The organism is Pseudomonas sp. GW821-FHT11G12, from assembly GCF_058808055.1.
The window spans coordinates 427392-444160 of sequence record NZ_JBXARH010000003.1; the positions used below are offsets into that span (position 1 = coordinate 427392).

17 protein-coding genes and 1 tRNA gene are annotated in these 16769 nt (G+C 60.2%); 14 read left to right on the plus strand and 4 right to left on the minus strand.

What is annotated here, in order from left to right:
- Positions 1-164: 164 nt before the first annotated feature.
- Positions 165-1829, minus strand: a complete 1665-nt coding sequence (locus AC1RR7_RS13210; protein WP_493157640.1) for an OFA family MFS transporter — start codon at positions 1827-1829, stop codon at positions 165-167.
- Between the two features lie 353 nt (positions 1830-2182).
- On the opposite strand from AC1RR7_RS13210, the gene AC1RR7_RS13215 reads away from it, so the two are divergent.
- The 5 genes from AC1RR7_RS13215 to AC1RR7_RS13235 all read left to right on the plus strand — a co-directional run bounded on the left by AC1RR7_RS13215 (position 2183) and on the right by AC1RR7_RS13235 (position 6407).
- Complete coding sequence (locus tag AC1RR7_RS13215; protein ID WP_102620625.1) at positions 2183-4414, plus strand: AsmA family protein; 2232 nt, start codon at positions 2183-2185, stop codon at positions 4412-4414.
- Positions 4411-5478, plus strand: a complete 1068-nt coding sequence (gene mutY, locus AC1RR7_RS13220) for an A/G-specific adenine glycosylase (protein WP_102620624.1) — start codon at positions 4411-4413, stop codon at positions 5476-5478. Before AC1RR7_RS13215 ends, mutY begins: the two co-directional genes overlap by 4 nt.
- The gene (locus tag AC1RR7_RS13225) at positions 5475-5747 is read left to right on the plus strand and encodes an oxidative damage protection protein (RefSeq protein WP_007952551.1); all 273 of its coding nucleotides are present in this window, start codon (positions 5475-5477) and stop codon (positions 5745-5747) included. Before mutY ends, AC1RR7_RS13225 begins: the two co-directional genes overlap by 4 nt.
- A 103-nt stretch (positions 5748-5850) precedes the next feature.
- Positions 5851-5926, plus strand: a tRNA-Phe gene (locus tag AC1RR7_RS13230).
- Between the two features lie 136 nt (positions 5927-6062).
- Positions 6063-6407: a hypothetical protein gene (locus tag AC1RR7_RS13235; protein ID WP_192559542.1), complete on the plus strand. Its 345-nt coding sequence runs from the start codon at positions 6063-6065 to the stop codon at positions 6405-6407.
- A gap of 17 nt (positions 6408-6424) precedes the next feature.
- On the opposite strand, the gene AC1RR7_RS13240 is transcribed toward AC1RR7_RS13235, so the two are convergent.
- The gene (locus tag AC1RR7_RS13240; protein WP_493157643.1) at positions 6425-6709 is read right to left on the minus strand and encodes a YceK/YidQ family lipoprotein; all 285 of its coding nucleotides are present in this window, start codon (positions 6707-6709) and stop codon (positions 6425-6427) included.
- Between the two features lie 77 nt (positions 6710-6786).
- Positions 6787-7236, minus strand: coding sequence for a hypothetical protein (locus AC1RR7_RS13245; protein ID WP_096821945.1), 450 nt, complete (start codon positions 7234-7236; stop codon positions 6787-6789).
- A 261-nt stretch (positions 7237-7497) separates the two neighbouring features.
- On the opposite strand from AC1RR7_RS13245, the gene AC1RR7_RS13250 reads away from it, so the two are divergent.
- From AC1RR7_RS13250 to AC1RR7_RS13265, 4 genes are all read left to right on the plus strand, one after another.
- Positions 7498-8556, plus strand: a complete 1059-nt coding sequence (locus AC1RR7_RS13250) for a PDDEXK nuclease domain-containing protein (RefSeq protein ID WP_493157645.1) — start codon at positions 7498-7500, stop codon at positions 8554-8556.
- A 69-nt stretch (positions 8557-8625) separates the two neighbouring features.
- Positions 8626-9600, plus strand: coding sequence for an alpha/beta hydrolase family protein (locus tag AC1RR7_RS13255; protein WP_493157647.1), 975 nt, complete (start codon positions 8626-8628; stop codon positions 9598-9600).
- 30 nt (positions 9601-9630) lie between these two features.
- Positions 9631-10044, plus strand: a complete 414-nt coding sequence (locus AC1RR7_RS13260; protein ID WP_096821942.1) for a hypothetical protein — start codon at positions 9631-9633, stop codon at positions 10042-10044.
- Between the two features lie 6 nt (positions 10045-10050).
- Positions 10051-10503 (plus strand): hypothetical protein, encoded by a 453-nt coding sequence (locus AC1RR7_RS13265; protein ID WP_102620620.1) that lies wholly within the window; start codon positions 10051-10053, stop codon positions 10501-10503.
- A gap of 70 nt (positions 10504-10573) precedes the next feature.
- On the opposite strand, the gene gabP is transcribed toward AC1RR7_RS13265, so the two are convergent.
- Positions 10574-11965 carry a GABA permease gene (gabP, locus tag AC1RR7_RS13270; protein ID WP_493157650.1) on the minus strand — a complete coding sequence of 464 codons (1392 nt, stop codon included), beginning with the start codon at positions 11963-11965 and terminating at the stop codon, positions 10574-10576.
- A gap of 552 nt (positions 11966-12517) precedes the next feature.
- On the opposite strand from gabP, the gene AC1RR7_RS13275 reads away from it, so the two are divergent.
- The 5 genes from AC1RR7_RS13275 to AC1RR7_RS13295 all read left to right on the plus strand — a co-directional run bounded on the left by AC1RR7_RS13275 (position 12518) and on the right by AC1RR7_RS13295 (position 16730).
- Positions 12518-13291, plus strand: coding sequence for an ABC transporter ATP-binding protein (locus AC1RR7_RS13275; protein ID WP_007897462.1), 774 nt, complete (start codon positions 12518-12520; stop codon positions 13289-13291).
- A 13-nt stretch (positions 13292-13304) separates the two neighbouring features.
- Positions 13305-14054 carry an ABC transporter substrate-binding protein gene (locus AC1RR7_RS13280; protein WP_096821939.1) on the plus strand — a complete coding sequence of 250 codons (750 nt, stop codon included), beginning with the start codon at positions 13305-13307 and terminating at the stop codon, positions 14052-14054.
- 78 nt (positions 14055-14132) lie between these two features.
- Positions 14133-14828: an ABC transporter permease gene (locus AC1RR7_RS13285; RefSeq protein WP_096821938.1), complete on the plus strand. Its 696-nt coding sequence runs from the start codon at positions 14133-14135 to the stop codon at positions 14826-14828.
- On the plus strand, positions 14825-15514 hold the full coding sequence (locus AC1RR7_RS13290) for an ABC transporter permease (RefSeq protein ID WP_007952568.1): 690 nt from the start codon (positions 14825-14827) through the stop codon (positions 15512-15514). Before AC1RR7_RS13285 ends, AC1RR7_RS13290 begins: the two co-directional genes overlap by 4 nt.
- Positions 15495-16730 (plus strand): methyltransferase, encoded by a 1236-nt coding sequence (locus tag AC1RR7_RS13295; RefSeq protein WP_102620619.1) that lies wholly within the window; start codon positions 15495-15497, stop codon positions 16728-16730. Before AC1RR7_RS13290 ends, AC1RR7_RS13295 begins: the two co-directional genes overlap by 20 nt.
- Positions 16731-16769: the final 39 nt, after the last annotated feature.

Below are 16769 nucleotides of genomic sequence, written 5' to 3' on the forward strand. Positions count from 1 at the left end.
CCGTACTGTCGGGGATAGACATGTCCATACAAGCCATTTCGGACAGCCCAAAACAACTGTGGGAGCGAGCTTGCTCGCGATGAGGGCCGCACATTCAACATCACTGTCGACTGTCAGACCGCTATCGCGAGCAGGCTCGCTCCCACAGGGTTACGACGTTTTACTTAGTGGAACAGCACCGCAGTCTTCTGCAGGGTCACCCACACACCCCACGCCAACGGAATCCCGACCGCCAGCCACGCAGCAACCGCCAACGGCTTGCTGCCCGGCGCGGCTTTCCACTCAAGCACGGTGCTGCTGTCAGCACCCTTGTCGTGGCCCAGCGCCTGCTCGGCAGCCAGTTCGGCGTCGGTCATGAAGTACTTGTCTGCCACCGGACGTACCAGCAGGTTGCACAGGAAACCCAGCACCAGCAGGCCGGCGAGGATGTACAGGGTGATGTCGTAAGCCGCCGCGCGTTCAACGCCGATGCTCAGTTGATACTCACGCAGGTAGTTCACCAGCACCGGACCCAGCACGCCAGCAGCAGCCCATGCTGTCAGCAGACGACCGTGGATCGCACCGACCATCTGCGTGCCGAACAGGTCGGCCAGATAGGCCGGAACGGTTGCGAAGCCACCGCCGTACATCGACAGGATGATGCAGAACGCCGCCACGAACAGCGCAACGTTGCCCAGATGGCCGAGGTTCGGAATCAGCGCGTACAGCGCAAAGCCCAGCGCGAAGAACACGAAGTAGGTGTTCTTGCGACCCAGGTAGTCCGAGAACGACGCCCAGAAGAACCGGCCGCCGATGTTGAACAGGCTCAGCAGACCAGTGAAACCGGCCGCAATCGCTGCGATCGACGCCAGTTGCCCGGCATCCAGCTGACCGAACGGCAGATCATTGCCCAGCAGCTTGCCGCCGAACACTTCCTGCAACAGTGGCGAAGCCATGCCGAGGATGCCGATACCGGCGGACACGTTCAGGCACAGCACCAGCCACACCAGACGGAATTGCGGGGTTTTCCACGCCACATTCACGTGTACGTGACGGTGGGTGATCATCGCATTCGACGCTTTCTTCGCTGGCGCGGTCCAGCCTTCAGGCTTCCAGCCGGTCGGCGGGACGCGGTACGACAGCGCACCACCGATCATGAACACGAAGTAGATCGCGGCCATGGCCACAAAGCTCTGCCACACGCCCACGTCAGCCGGCGAAGCGAAATGGCTCATCAGAGCGGTCGCCAGTGGCGCACCGACCATCGCGCCACCACCGAAGCCCATGATCGCCATGCCGGTGGCCATGCCGCGCTTGTCCGGGAACCATTTGATCAGGGTCGACACCGGCGAGATGTAGCCCAGGCCCAGACCGATACCGCCGATCACGCCGGAGCCGATCCACATCAGCCAGATCTGGTGGGTATAAATACCCAACGCCGAGATCAGCAGTCCGCCACACCAGCACAGTGCCGAGACCACACCGGCCTTGCGCGGGCCGGCGTGTTCGAGCCAGCCACCCCAGATCGCTGCCGAGCAGCCGAGGAAGATGAAGAACAGGGTGTAGATCCAGCCGAGCATGGAGATCGGCCAGTCGCATTGCGACGAGAAGACTTGTGCGATGAAGCTCATGTCCGGCGCGCAAGCCACCGGAGCGGTGATGCCCAGCGCCTTGGACAACGGCAGCCAGAACACGGAAAAACCGTAGGCCATGCCGATGCACAGGTGAATGGCCAGAGCGGCCGGTGGTACCAGCCAGCGGTTGAAACCGGGCTTGGCGATGATGCGTTCCTTGGACAGGAACGCAGGCTGGGCGGCGCTGAGGCCGTCCGCCGTAATGCTCGTGCTCATTGTGTATCCCCCAATTATTAGTATGGTTCGCCAGCCACTGCTCACCCCCGGCCTTTATGCACGCAGGCATGACCGTGTTGGTGGGTGAAGCTCCTTGAGGCGCGACCAAAAGTCGCAGAAGGGCGGACGAACGGGCGAAGGTTACCATCTGCACGTGACAGAAAAACCAAACTGATATCACCTTTTTTGAGTCATCTGATCTCCTGTGACCGGGGAACCCTCCTGCCGACCGTTGTCGAAGCGCTGCACGTCGCGGATCAACAGGTTCCTCAGGACGCCGCACCAGCGCGGGGTTATGCAGCGCTATACTCCCCGGCTAAATTACGAATTCGACTAACTACAAGGACTCGCCCATGAAAGCGTTCGGCAAAATCCTGGGTCTGGTACTTCTCGGGCTGTTGCTGATCATTGTGGCGGCGGGCTTCGCCCTGACCCACCTCTTCGATCCCAACGACTACAAAGACGAGATCCGCCAGATAGCCCGCGACAAGGCCCACATCGAGCTGACGCTCAATGGCGATATCGGCTGGAGCCTGTTCCCGTGGCTCGGCCTGGAATTGCACGAGGCCAGCGTCGCCACCCTGATCAAGCCCGCCGAACCGTTTGCCGATCTGCAGATGCTCGGCCTGTCCGTGCGCGTGCTGCCACTGTTGCGCCGCGAAGTGCAGATGAGCGATGTGCGTGTCGAAGGCCTGAACCTGCGCCTGAACCGTGACAAGAACGGTCACGGCAACTGGGAAGACATCGGCAAGCTGCCTGCCGCAGCGCCTGCGCCGGGCAGCACCCCGCCGGTTGCCGCTGGCGAGCCGGTTGCCGAAACGCCTGCCCAGCCGGAGAAACCGCCGCAGCCGATCCGCCTCGACATCGATAGCCTGACCGTCAACAACGCCCGGGTTGAATACAACGACGAGCAGACCGGCAAGCAGTTCAGTGCCGAAAGCATCCAGCTGAGCACCGGCGCGGTACACGATTCAACCAACATTCCGCTGAAAGCCACGGCGTTCCTCAGCACCAATCAGCCCGTGTTGCGAGTACGCACCGAGCTCAATGGCGAGTTGCGCATCGAGCGCGCCCTGCAACGCTACAAGTTCGAAGACTTGAAGCTGTCCGGCGAACTGACCGGCGATCCACTGCAAGGCAAGGCCATGACGTTCTCCGCCCAGGGGCAGATGCTGCTGGACAAGGCTGCGAACGTCGCCGAATGGACCGGGATCAAGATCTCCGCCAACCAGTTGCGTGCCTTGGGTGAGCTGAAGGCCAACGATCTCGACAAGACCCCGCAGATCACCGGCGGGATTTCCATCGCCCAGTTCGATCTGGCGAAATTCGTCGACAGCATCGGCCAGACCCTGCCGGCGATGGCCGAAGGCAGCCTGAGCAAGGTCGAGCTGGTCAGCCGCGTGTCTGCCACGCCCACCAGCGTGGCGCTGGACAACATCAACCTGAAACTCGACGACAGCAGCTTCAGCGGTCGCATCGCCGTCGAAGATTTCGCCAAGCAATCGCTGCGGGCGATCCTCAAGGCCGACACTTTCAACGTCGACCGCTACCTGCCGCCAAAATCGGAAAAAGCCACCAGCGCCACCCAGGCACGTCAGACCGAAGTCGCCAGCACCGAAGCCGATGCCATGGCCGGCGCCGGCAGCACCCCGCTGCCGGACAAACCGAGCAAAAGTGCCTGGAGCACCGAGCGACTGTTTCCGGTGGAGCGCCTGAGCAAACTGGACGTGAACGCCGACCTGACCTTCGGCCAGTTGACCCTCGACAAGTTGCCGATCCAGAACGCTGCACTGAAAGCCACCGGCCAGGGCGGCCTGCTGACCCTGGAGAACCTGCGCGGCGAGCTGTACAACGGCGACTTCGAAGCCAAGGGCACGCTGGATGTACGCCAGACCGCGCCAGTGCTGAATCTGCAAACCCGGATCAACCGCGTACCGGTGGAAAAAATCCTCGAAAGCCAGGGCAAGAATCCACCGGTCAAAGGTCTGGTAAACCTCACCAGCACTGTCACCGGTAGCGGCAACAGCCAACAGGCGTTGATCGACACCCTCAACGGCAATGCCAGTTTCGTGATCAACAACGGCGTGTTGCTCAATGCCAACCTTGAACAGCAACTGTGCAAAGGCATCGCCACGCTCAACCGCAAATCCCTGAGCGGCGAGCCACGCGGCAAGGACACGCCGTTTCAGGAGCTCAAGGGCAACCTGACCTTCCGCAACGGCGTCGCCAACAACCCGGACCTGAAAGTGCGGATCCCGGGCATGACCGTCAACGGTGACGGCGACATCGACCTGAAAGTGCTGGGCATGGACTATCGCGTCGGCATCATCGTCGAAGGCGACACCAGCGCCATGCCGGACCCGGCCTGTCAGGTCGGCGACAAATTCGTCGGCATCGAGTGGCCGCTGCGCTGCCGTGGCCCGCTGGAGCTCGGTGCCAAGGCTTGCCGTGTGGATAACGAGCGGCTCGGCCAGGTCGCGACCAAAATGGCCGGCGACAAACTCAGCGAAAAAATCGAAGAGAAACTGGGCGACAAAGTCAGCCCTGAACTGAAAAACGCATTGAAGGGGCTGTTCAAGCGATGAGAGCGGAGCAGTTTTCCACGGCGGTGCTGGAATGGTTCGACCGCCACGGCCGCCATGATTTGCCTTGGCAACAGAACATCAACCCATACCGGGTGTGGGTGTCCGAGATCATGTTGCAGCAAACCCAGGTCAGCACCGTGCTCAATTACTTCGACCGGTTCATGGCTGCGTTGCCGACGGTCGAAGCCCTGGCCGAAGCGCCGGAGGACGAAGTGCTGCACCTGTGGACGGGCCTGGGTTACTACACCCGCGCGCGCAATTTGCAGAAGACCGCGAAGATCGTCGTCAGCCAGTACGGCGGCGAGTTTCCCCGTGATGTCGAGAAGCTCACGGATTTGCCGGGCATCGGCCTGTCCACCGCTGGCGCGATTGCCAGTATCAGCATGGGTCTGCGCGCACCGATCCTCGACGGCAACGTCAAACGGGTGCTGGCGCGCTTTACTGCGCAGGAGGGCTACCCCGGCGAGCCAAAGGTCGCCAAACAGCTGTGGGCCAACGCAGAACGCTTCACGCCGCAGGATCGGGTCAACGCCTACACCCAGGCGATGATGGATCTGGGCGCCACGCTGTGCACCCGCAGCAAACCGAGCTGCCTGCTGTGTCCACTGGAGAAGGGCTGCGAAGCGCATATGCTCGGTCTGGAGACGCGCTACCCGATTCCCAAGCCGCGTAAAGCCATCCCGCAGAAACGCACGCTGATGCCGCTGCTGGCCAACGAGGAGGGCGCGATTCTGCTTTATCGCCGCCCCTCCAGCGGATTGTGGGGCGGTTTGTGGAGCCTGCCGGAACTCGACGACCTCGACGACCTGCAACACCTCGCCGCGCAGCACTCGCTGGAACTCGGCGAGCAGCAGGCGCTGCCGAGCCTTGTCCACACCTTCAGCCATTTCCAGCTGTCCATCGAACCCTGGCTGGTTCAGGTGCAGGAAGCCGGCGGTCACGTGGCCGAGGCCGACTGGCTCTGGTATAACCTCGCCACCCCGCCGCGCCTGGGCCTCGCCGCCCCGGTCAAAACCTTGCTCGAACGCGCGGCCGCCGTCTTGAATGCAGGAGAGTCGACATGACCCGCACCGTAATGTGCCGCAAGTACAAAGAACAACTCGAAGGTCTGGAGCGCCCACCGTACCCGGGCGCCAAGGGCCAGGACATCTTCGAACACGTCTCGGCCAAGGCCTGGGCCGACTGGCAGAAACACCAGACCCTGCTGATCAACGAAAAACGCCTGAACATGATGAACGCCGAAGATCGCAAATTTCTGCAGGGCGAAATGGACAAGTACTTCTCCGGCGAGGAATACGCCCAGGCGGAAGGCTACGTGCCGCCAGCGGAATAACCCCCGAAAATCGGGGGTCGGATCGTAAGCGACGGAATTAATTTAAGAAATTTTAAAAAAGTGTTTGACGTAAATCCGAAAAACCCTTTTAATGCGCCCCGTTGCCCAGATAGCTCAGTCGGTAGAGCAGGGGATTGAAAATCCCCGTGTCGGCGGTTCGATTCCGTCTCTGGGCACCAAATACCGAAAACCCTGAATCGCAAGATTCAGGGTTTTTTTATGCCTGCGATTTGATGGAGGCTGGATCCCGCGCTTCTTGCAGGCCGGAATTCGCGATATTTTTCCCAGCCCTTACGGAAGAGGGTCATCCAGTCGATGAACCAGAAAAGAACCCGCGTCCCCCTACCCCATCCACCACCCTATCGCCAGAGCCGGGCTTCGTTCTGGCTGACGCTTCTTGTCGGGCTGTTGATAACGTTCGCCATTGGCGCGTCGATTTACATGATCATCGACAGCCTGATCAGTGGCTCGATCACCACAACCAATCGCGGCCCGCGCACGACTTACACTCTGGCCCAGCAGCCACGGCGGTATTGGTTCGAGGTCGCCGGGCAAAGCCTTGTCCCCCTGTTGTTGCTGGGCGTTTCGCTGTATGGGTTCCGGATCTATCGCAAGGTGCGCGGGCCTGTGAAAAAACACAAACACAGGCGCGCTGATTAGTAACACCAAGACCGGACCTAGAGCGTATTGACGTAGTCAACCGGAAGTAAAACCGTATCGAGCACAGCGTCGACCGGCAGTGAGACAACCGTGATCAGCGGGCACACAATCATGAAGTAACAGATGATCGCGGCGGGCTTGCTTTCTTTCCCTCTCACGCCAAGCAATTGCAGGTTTCCGTCGACGCCCTTGTAGTAATCCACATCGGACATTCCGTTGCTCACGCGCCCGATCATGGTTCCACAACCAACCAGCTCCGGTACGAGGGCCGCCAACAAGCCCGCACGCAAAATCCATTTCAAAGCCAAATCCTTGCAATCAAAAAAAGAAGGGCGGGATTGTACCGGCTATCGCCCGCCGAACCCCGCCCTCGCCTGCCTTATTGATGCCAGTCCCAATGGAACACCAGGTTACTTGCCCCGCCGCTGCCAACATTGGCAACGTCCCGCCGCACCTCACCATTGCGCGTGGCAACCACGGTGTATTTGCCTGGCGGCAGTTGCGCATAGACCAGCGGCCCGATCTGACTCAGGTTCAGCACCGGTTGTCCTGTCGCTTTCTGGACAACCAGGTCGACGTCCGAGGTGTACAGATTTTGTGCGCCGACGGAGAAGGTCATGTGCAGGTTGTAGCCGGCGGCTTGCTGAATGGCTCGCGACTCGTCCAGGCCAATCCCTCCGGACAGGTAATTGATACCGTTTTGCTGTTGTTGCTGGACTTGCACACCGGCACTGTCGATCGGCTCGGCGCTGCTCGCCTGCGCCATGAGCGGGAACATCAGAACAGCCACTGCAGCGACCGGCAGCATGAATGAAATGACGCGTTTCATGATGAGTACTCCCGGGTTCTCGCAGAACCCAATCGTTACTCCTGTTTAGATTTTGCTGAGCGGGACGGGTTTTAGATTGATTGGAACTTGGAGCGGGTACGAAAAGGACTACGCGTTGTATTCCTCAATCGCTATCTTCGTCGGTCGTATCTTGCAAACCCCGTCCCCCCTTCCTTCGTTTGAGCCAGACACGGCCGGCATCGCCAGTCCGTGAGTTATTGGCATGCTCTTGCTTCTGTTTCTCCTGAGCCGGAAGACCTGATGAGCCAACTTGAACCTGCTGATACGCAAGATCCAAAATTCGATTCGCTGTTGGGCGATCTGGGTGACCTGATACGCCAGGCGCGGCAGAAAGTGCTGCGAACGGTCGACACGATTCAGGTCCAGACCTGCTGGCAGATCGGGCGACATATTGTCGAGTTCGAACAACAGGGGGCCCGGCGGGCGGGGTATGGAAAACAACTTCTGGCTACGTTGGCAAAAGAACTGACTGCGGACTTTGGGAAAGGCTTCGATTCTTCAAACCTTCGCTACATGCGTTTGTTTTATCAGGCATTTCCAATTCGTGACGCACTGCGTCACGAATTGAGCTGGACCCACTATCGCAAGCTATTGGGGATAGAAAGCGAATCAGCCCGCCAGTGGTACATGAACGAAGCCGCCACGCAAAACTGGTCAAGCCGCGCCCTGGATCGCCAGATCAACACGCTCTACTACGAACGTCTGTTGATGAGCCGAGACAGAACCGACGTCTATGCAGAGGCAGCGACCAACATTGCCGCGATGAAAAGCAATCCCCGGGAATTCATCCGCGACCCCGTCCTTCTGGAATTTCTCGGCCTGCCATCACCGGGCAAGCTTCAGGAGTCAGAACTGGAACAGGCCTTGATCGATCAGCTCCAGGGTTTTCTCCTCGAACTGGGCAAGGGCTTCGCTTTTGTCGGCCGTCAGCAACGCATCAGTGCTGGAGACGATGATTTTTACATCGACCTGGTGTTCTACAACTATCTGCTCAAATGCTTCGTCATCCTGGATCTGAAGCGCGGCAAACTCAGCGCTCGGGACGTGGGACAGATGGACATGTACATACGCATGTACGACGACCTGAAATGCAGTGAGGGCGACGGGCCTACGGTGGGGATCATTCTCTGTGCACAACAAAATGAATCGGTTGCGCGCTACACAATCCTCAAGGGCAATGAACAACTGTTCGCCAGCAGCTACAAACTGGTGCTGCCGAGCGAAGAGGAATTACGAGCGGAGCTAAACCGGGAACACACGCTGCTGGAAGAACGCTTGATTGATCAGCCGGATGATTAACCGACGACGGATTGTTCACGGAGCCGCCTGAGACTATCGTTGGCAGCTACTCCGCGAAGGTCGAGAGCCATGGGTTTTCAAGAGACGCACGCACTGGAAGATGCCCGGAACAGAACCGCGCTCGCAAGCGATGTTCAGGACGCACCCTTTCAGGAGCCCGCCGCCGATGGCTATCGCCTTGGTGGTTTCACCTGGCGCCACGCTTCGCCCGACCCACAGCGCCCGGTGGTGATCATCAACGCCGCCACTTCTGTGCGCTGCCGTCACTATTCGCGCTTCGCCGCGTACCTGTTCGCCAACGGTTTCGACGTGATCATTTATGACTACCGGGGCATTGGTGAATCGCGCCCGAAGTCGATGAGGCATTTGCAGGCTTCGTGGACGGATTGGGGCGTGCTGGATTTCGAGACGATGCTCAAACGCGCTCAGAGGGAGTTTCCCGGTCAGCCGATCGATGTGGTCGGGCACAGCTTCGGTGGTTGTGCGGCGGGGCTGGGGGCCTCCGGACAGGTAATCCGACGATTGGTTACGGTCGGCGCGCAGTTCGCTTACTGGCGCGATTACGCACCGGAACACCGCTGGCGGATGTTCGGCAAATGGCATCTGCTGATGCCGCTGGTCACGCTGTTCTGTGGCTACTTTCCGGGCAAACGCCTCGGCTGGCTGGAAGACACGCCCGCGGGCGTGGTGCGCGACTGGAGCACGCCTGGCGCACGTTATGAGCAGCGTCCGAGCGGTCGGGCGATGCTGGCGAAAAACGACCGCCTGCCCTTCTCCAAGGTCCACGCAAACACCCTGGCAATCAGTATCGGCGACGATCCTTACGGGACCATTCCGGCAACCGAACGCCTGCTCGATTACTTCGACAGTGCGCAAAAGACCCACCTGCGAATCGAACCCCAGGACATCGGCGAACAAGAAGTCGGACATTTCGCCTTTTTTCGCAGCGCATACCAAGCCACACTATGGCCCATCGCTCTGACCTGGCTGCAAACCGGCGCACTGGCCCCCGACACACCGGGGCGGCAAGTACCGTGCAGCTGAGCCCCTCCAACGCACCACGGAACACACACCATGGCTTCCGCCAACAAGCAGCAAAAACGTGCCGCCCGGGCCAAGACCAAGGCCAAGCAGAACCGCACCAAACGTGCGGAAGCGCCAGTCGAGCTGGACCCGAACGACGACCGCATCGATTTCGAATCGGTGGACCTGACCGAGCTGTTCAAGAAAATGATCGACGCCGAGAAGATCAGCCAGCAGGCCATGTGCGCTGCGTTCCTCGAAGACCCGTTGCTGGAACTGGTGTACGAACAGGAAGGCGAAGAAGGTGCGATGGACTTCATCCTCGCCGCGCTGATCGAGTACCGCCAGTGGTCCACCGAGACCGACGAGGCCGGTGCCCTGGCGTGGATTGAATCGCCTGCCTTCCAGAAAGACTATGTGGCCGCGTCCGACGCAATCGCCGCACAAACCCAACAGAAAAACTGAGTCCCCATGGCATCCCTGAACAAGCAGCAGAAACGCGCCAAACGCGCCAAGGCCAAAGCCAAGCAGATCCGCATGGTCGGCCGCAAACCTCTGGCCCAGGACGATGACCTCGGTCACCTGGCCGAGCCGATCCCGGAATACACCCTGGCGATGTTCAGCAAGATGCGCGACGCCGAAGCCGTCAGCCGCAACGACATGCTGCTGACGCTGCTGCGGGAGCTGGCGTTCATCATCGTTGATCATCCTGAACTGCTGGACATGGAAAACGCCGACAACGAAGGCATGGCCGCCACCCACCTGGCCGCCGACATGCTGATCGACTACCGCATGTGGGCCGACGGCATGGACCGCGAGACCGCCCAGGCCTGGCTGAGCGAACCGCAGTTCATCACCGACTTCGGGATTGCGCTGGACACCTACGGCCAGTCGCTGGATGCGCCGGAAGAGAAGAGCGAATAAACCCCGCTCAGTAACAAAAACGGCCGCTTGTCATCACTGACAGCGGCCGTTTTGCATTACGCGATACGGATCAGTTCAGAACCGGCGCACCACGGTTTTCCGCCTTGCGACGGCGAGCGACCAACAGACCGGTCGCCACAACGACCAGACTCAGCAGGCCGGTCGCGAGGATTTCCACACGGTGGGCGTCCTGGAACAGCATGATGGTCAGGGCTGCCACGATGAAGGCGATCACCGCGTAGGTCAGGCCCGGGAACAGCCACATGCTGAAGACGATTTTTTCGCCGCGAGCCATGCGTTGTTTACGCATGCGCAGTTGCGAAATCGCGATCACCAGGTACACCAGCAGCGCGATGGCGCCGGAGCTGGCCAGCAGGAACTCGAACACCGCAGCCGGGGCCACGTAGTTGGCGAAGGTGCACAGGAACGCCGCGCCAGTGGACAGCATCACCGCCCAGTAAGGGGTGCCGCTCTTGTTGGTGCGGGTTGCCATGGCAGGCGCATCGCCACGCTTGCCGAGGGAGAACAGCATGCGCGACGAGGTGTACAGCGCCGAGTTCAGGCAGCTTGTCACCGCGACCAGTACCACGATGTCGACGATCATCTTGGCGTTCGGGATGCCCATGCGCTCAAGCACAGTCTGGTAGGAGCCGAGGCTCGCCAGAACCGGGTCGTTCCATGGCACCAGGGCCACAACGATGAAGATCGATACGAGGTAGAACAGGCCGATCCGCCAGATCACCGAGTTGGTGGCCTTGGAGATCTGCTTGCCAGGGTTCTTCGATTCCGCGGCCGCGATGGTCACGATCTCGGTACCCATGAAGGAGAACATGGTGGTCAGGATCGCGCCCAACACCGCGCCCATGCCGTTTGGCAGGAAGCCCTGGGTGTCGAAGATGTGCGAAACGCCGCTGACCTGGCTGTTCGGCAGGAAGCCGAAAATGGCCGCGATACCGAGGATGATGAAACCGATGATCGCCACGACTTTGAGCAGGGCGAACCAGAATTCGAACTCACCGTAGTTTTTCACGCTGAACAGGTTGGTCACCGTCAGCAGCATGGTGATGATCAGCGCGAAGGCCCAGATTTCCACGCTCGGGAACCAGGCGTGCAGGATGGTCGCGGCGGCGTTGGCCTCCAGCGGGATCACCAGTACCCAGAACCACCAGTACAGCCAGCCGATGGTGAAACCGGCCCAATGGCCGATGGCGCGGTCAGCATAAGTCGAGAAGGAGCCGGTGTCAGGCGAAGCAACAGCCATTTCGCCGAGCATGCGCATCACCAGTACAACCAGCGCGCCAGCAGCGGCGTACGCCAGCAGAACAGCGGGACCGGCGGCGGCGATGGCGTGGCCGGAGCCTACGAACAGACCTGCACCGATCACCCCGGCGATCGACAGCATGGTCACATGACGCGGTTTGAGCCCCTGTTCGAGGCCATTGGAGCTTTGGGTACTGCTCATTGAAACTACCTTTGCGAGGAAAGCGATTCAGTCCGTCCCGTCTGGCGTTCCTTCTCGTAAAAAGAATCCAACGGGGCGTTCCGGATTCTGCACGCAATAATTGCGCCAAAATGTTTCAAACTCTTCTGCCTCGCGGTTTTCAGCGCGACCGGACAGTCATCGCAAGTCCTTGAGAATGCTGGCCTTTCGCCAAAGCGTTACCCTGCGACTCACTTTTTAAACGATCGAGCGCACCAGAAACACACTGAAAAAGTGTGGGATGCACAATAAAAGGGCGAATGAGGAACGTTCGGCCGGTTAGCGCTTCCAACACCCCGCCAAAGGTGGCAACATCGCGCCTTTTTTTACGCGGCACCCACGGGAATCAACGTTCAAACACCCGTTCGGTTGTTGATGGGGCGACAGTCTGCTGCGCCGATGCGACAACCTGCCACACGCCATCCGTTTACCGCCCGTAGCGCTGTTGGCTGCCATTGAAACGCTATGCTAGCTTGGCCGCCTCGCCAGGAAGGCCAACCAACAGCAGGAGCGCAACATATATGAGGAACGCACATGGCTGAGGCCACGCCCGCGCTTGAAATCCGCAACTTGCACAAACGCTACGGACAGCTTGAGGTGCTCAAAGGCATCTCGCTGACCGCCCGCGACGGCGATGTGATCTCGATCCTGGGTTCCTCCGGTTCCGGCAAGTCCACGTTCCTGCGTTGCATCAACCTGTTGGAAAACCCGCATCAGGGCCAGATCCTGGTGGCCGGGGAAGAACTCAAGCTCAAGGCCGCCAAGAATGGCGAACTGGTTGCCGCCGACGGCAAACAGATCAATCGCCTGCGTTCCGAGATTGGTTTTGTGTTTCAAAACTTTAATCTGTGGCCGCACATGAGCGTGCTCGACAACATCATCGAAGCCCCGCGCCGCGTGCTCGGCCAGAGCAAGGCCGAAGCCATCGAAGTCGCCGAAGCCCTGCTGGCCAAGGTCGGCATCGCCGACAAGCGCCACGCCTACCCGGCGCAACTGTCCGGTGGTCAGCAACAACGCGCGGCGATTGCCCGCACGCTGGCGATGCAGCCCAAGGTGATCCTGTTCGACGAGCCCACCTCCGCCCTTGACCCGGAAATGGTCCAGGAAGTACTTAATGTCATCCGCGCATTGGCCGAAGAAGGCCGCACCATGCTGCTCGTGACCCACGAAATGGGGTTCGCCCGTCAGGTTTCCAGTGAAGTGGTGTTCCTCCACCAGGGCCTGGTCGAAGAGCAAGGATCGCCACAGCAGGTGTTCGAAAACCCGCTTTCGGCGCGCTGCAAACAATTCATGTCCAGCAACCGCTAACGGAGCTACCCGCATGCAGAACTACAAAAAGGTCTTCCTGGCCGCCGCCGTATCCCTGGCGTTCAGCGCCGGCGCCATGGCCGAGACCCTGAAGATGGGCATCGAAGCGGCTTACCCGCCGTTCAACAACAAAGATGCCAGCGGTAACGTCGTCGGCTTCGACAAAGACATCGGCGATGCCCTGTGCGCCAAGATGAAAGTCGAGTGCTCCGTGGTCACTTCCGACTGGGACGGCATCATCCCGGCCCTGAACGCCAAGAAGTTCGACTTCCTGATCTCTTCGATGTCGATCACCGACGAGCGCAAGCAAGCGGTGGACTTCACCGACCCGTACTACTCCAACAAGCTGCAATTCATCGCGCCGAAAAACGTCGACTTCAAAACCGACAAGGCTGCGCTGAAGGGCAAAGTGATCGGCGCCCAGCGCGCGACCCTGGCCGGCACCTTCCTGGAAGATCACTTCGGTGACGACATCACCGTCAAGCTCTACGACACCCAGGAAAACGCCTACCTCGACCTGACTTCCGGTCGCCTGGACGGCATCCTCGCCGACAAATACGTCAACTACGAGTGGCTGAAAAGCGACGCCGGCAAAGCCTACGAATTCAAGGGCGACCCGGTGGAAGAAAGCGACAAGATCGGTATCGCTGTACGTAAAGGCGACGCCATCCGCGAGAAGCTGAACGTCGCGCTGAAGGAAATCGTTGCCGACGGCACCTACAAGAAGATCAACGACAAGTACTTCCCGTTCAGCATCTACTGATCCTGACCTGCCGGATCGACGCCGCTACAGAGTGGCGCCGATCCCCGGCCTTGCCTGCCGCGATTTGAAAAGAAATCCATGATTATCGACCTCTACGGATTCGGCCCGGCGCTCGCCGCCGGCGCGCTGATGACCGTCAAACTGGCACTCTCGGCCCTGTGCCTCGGGCTGGTGCTCGGTCTGCTCGGCGCCTTGGCCAAGACTTCCCCGTACAAGCCGCTGCAATGGCTTGGCGGCACTTATTCGACCCTGGTGCGCGGCGTCCCGGAATTGCTCTGGGTGCTGTTGATCTACTTCGGTACGGTCAACGCCATGCGCGCCCTCGGTGAGTTCTTCGGCAATCCCGATCTGGAACTCAGCGCCTTCGCCGCCGGCGTCATTGCGCTGGGCCTGTGCTTCGGCGCCTACGCCACGGAAGTGTTCCGTGGCGCGATCCTCGCCATTCCCAAAGGCCACCGTGAGGCCGGCGTGGCCCTGGGCCTGTCGAAATGGCGGATCTTCACCCGGCTGATCATGCCGCAGATGTGGCGCATCGCCCTGCCCGGTCTGGGCAACCTGTTCATGATCCTGATGAAGGACACCGCACTGGTGTCGGTGATCGGCCTGGAAGAAATCATGCGTCACGCGCAGATCGGCGTGACCGTATCCAAACAACCATTCACCTTCTATATGGTCGCCGCCTTCATGTACCTGGGCCTGACCGTACTGGCCATGACCGGCATGCACTTCCTGGAAAAACGCGCCGCACGCGGCTTCGCGAGGAGCGCTCAATGAACTGGGAAGTCATCATCAAGTGGCTGCCGAAACTGGCTCAGGGCGCGACCCTGACCCTGGAACTGGTGGCCATCGCCGTGATCGCCGGATTGCTGCTGGCAATCCCGCTGGGCATCGCCCGTTCTTCGAAGCTGTGGTACGTGCGCGCATTGCCCTACGCCTACATCTTCTTTTTCCGTGGCACGCCGTTGCTGGTTCAGTTGTTCCTGGTCTATTACGGCCTGGCGCAGTTCGACGCGGTGCGTAACAGCTCGATGTGGCCGTACCTGCGCGATCCGTTCTGGTGCGCTACCGCGACCATGACCCTGCACACCGCGGCGTACATCGCCGAGATCCTGCGCGGCGCGATCCAGGCGATTCCCCCGGGTGAAATCGAAGCGGCGCGGGCGCTGGGCATGTCCCGGCCGAAAGCGCTGTTCTACATCATCCTGCCGCGTGCTGCGCGCATCGGCTTGCCGGCCTACAGCAACGAAGTGATCCTGATGCTCAAGGCCAGTGCCCTGGCCAGTACGGTGACTTTGCTGGAACTGACCGGCATGGCCCGTACGATCATTGCCCGCACTTACTTGCCGGTGGAGATCTTCTTCGCGGCCGGTGTGTTCTATCTGGTAATGGCCTACGTGCTGGTTCGCGGCTTCAAGTTGCTGGAACGCTGGCTGCGCGTCGATGCCTGCCAGGGGCGCTGAAGCTTCTTATGTGCTGACGGGCGAGGATCTGCTCGCCCGTTTCACGGCACTGGATACATTTCTCACGGCGCATCAGGCGCTGTGGAAACCCCGCCCGTTCACTCATCTGCAACTGCCCTGGGAAGCGTCCTACCCGGAGCTGGCCTTGTGGCTACGTGGTCGGTCGCTGGAGGATGCGGAAAACGCCCACAACCATCCTGCCGAACTTTTGGGTGCGCCCGAACCCTTTGCTTCATTGGCAGCGTTATCGCTTGAGCTGAGCTCGGTGGGTGAATTACCTGCACACGAGTTGGAAGCTTCCAGCCATCGACTGAATGTCGATGTGCCGGGGCGCAAATGGCAGCAGATCGAGGCCTTCGCCAGCCGTTTGTCGTTTGCCTCGCAACCGAAGCACTGGCTGGATTGGTGTTCGGGAAAAGGTCATTTGGGCCGTCGCCTGCTCGGCGCTGACCAGCAACTCACCTGTCTGGAATATGACCCGGCGCTGGTCGCCAGCGGTCAGGCGCTGAGTCAACGTCATCACCTGAATACGCTGCATGTCGAGCAGGATGTGCTCGCGGCGAACACCGCTTTATTGCTGAACGCCGAGCACACACCCGTCGCCCTGCACGCTTGCGGCGACCTGCATGTGCGGCTGATGCAACTGGCTTCCGACGCTGGCTGCCGACAATTGGCGATCGCACCGTGCTGCTACAACCGGATCAGTCTTACTGAATATCAGGCATTGTCCTCCGCTGGTTCGCGATCAGACCTCCAGCTCTCGCTGGAAGATCTGTCCCTACCGATGAGCGAAACCGTCACTGCCGGGGCCCGCGTCCGACGTCAACGTGATACCTCCATGGCCCGTCGGTTGGCCTTCGATCTGCTGCAACGGCAAGTGCGGGGCATCGACGAGTACCTCCCGACGCCATCCCTTCCCAGCGCCTGGCTGGACAAGCCGTTCGACGACTTCTGTCGCGACCTGGCGGCGTTGAAAGAGTTATCCACAATCGGCGAGCACGATTGGCCGGCACTGGAAGCAGCGGGTTGGCAGCGGTTGGCCGAAGTTCGCAACCTGGAATTAATGCGCGGACTCTTCCGACGACCGTTGGAGCTTTGGCTGAATCTTGATCGGGCACTTTTCCTCACCGAACAGGGATACGTCGTACGTCTCGGTACCTTCTGCGAGGCGCCGCTCACACCCCGCAATTTCCTGCTGCTGGCCGAACGCGCTTAATTCCTTGCAGCCTGTGGATAACTCTGTTGATGGATTTAT

Coding starts and splice junctions, on each gene's coding strand:
- AC1RR7_RS13260 (WP_096821942.1), top strand. CDS start 9,631: ATGGCTTCCGCCAACAAGCAGCAAAAACGTGCCGCCCGGGCCAAGACC.
- AC1RR7_RS13285 (WP_096821938.1), top strand. CDS start 14,133: ATGATTATCGACCTCTACGGATTCGGCCCGGCGCTCGCCGCCGGCGCG.
- AC1RR7_RS13290 (WP_007952568.1), top strand. CDS start 14,825: ATGAACTGGGAAGTCATCATCAAGTGGCTGCCGAAACTGGCTCAGGGC.
- AC1RR7_RS13210 (WP_493157640.1), bottom strand. CDS start 1,829: ATGAGCACGAGCATTACGGCGGACGGCCTCAGCGCCGCCCAGCCTGCG.
- AC1RR7_RS13295 (WP_102620619.1), top strand. CDS start 15,495: ATGCCTGCCAGGGGCGCTGAAGCTTCTTATGTGCTGACGGGCGAGGAT.
- AC1RR7_RS13250 (WP_493157645.1), top strand. CDS start 7,498: ATGAGCCAACTTGAACCTGCTGATACGCAAGATCCAAAATTCGATTCG.
- AC1RR7_RS13280 (WP_096821939.1), top strand. CDS start 13,305: ATGCAGAACTACAAAAAGGTCTTCCTGGCCGCCGCCGTATCCCTGGCG.
- AC1RR7_RS13215 (WP_102620625.1), top strand. CDS start 2,183: ATGAAAGCGTTCGGCAAAATCCTGGGTCTGGTACTTCTCGGGCTGTTG.
- gabP (WP_493157650.1), bottom strand. CDS start 11,965: ATGAGCAGTACCCAAAGCTCCAATGGCCTCGAACAGGGGCTCAAACCG.
- AC1RR7_RS13275 (WP_007897462.1), top strand. CDS start 12,518: ATGGCTGAGGCCACGCCCGCGCTTGAAATCCGCAACTTGCACAAACGC.
- mutY (WP_102620624.1), top strand. CDS start 4,411: ATGAGAGCGGAGCAGTTTTCCACGGCGGTGCTGGAATGGTTCGACCGC.
- AC1RR7_RS13225 (WP_007952551.1), top strand. CDS start 5,475: ATGACCCGCACCGTAATGTGCCGCAAGTACAAAGAACAACTCGAAGGT.
- AC1RR7_RS13255 (WP_493157647.1), top strand. CDS start 8,626: ATGGGTTTTCAAGAGACGCACGCACTGGAAGATGCCCGGAACAGAACC.
- AC1RR7_RS13265 (WP_102620620.1), top strand. CDS start 10,051: ATGGCATCCCTGAACAAGCAGCAGAAACGCGCCAAACGCGCCAAGGCC.
- AC1RR7_RS13245 (WP_096821945.1), bottom strand. CDS start 7,236: ATGAAACGCGTCATTTCATTCATGCTGCCGGTCGCTGCAGTGGCTGTT.
- AC1RR7_RS13235 (WP_192559542.1), top strand. CDS start 6,063: ATGAACCAGAAAAGAACCCGCGTCCCCCTACCCCATCCACCACCCTAT.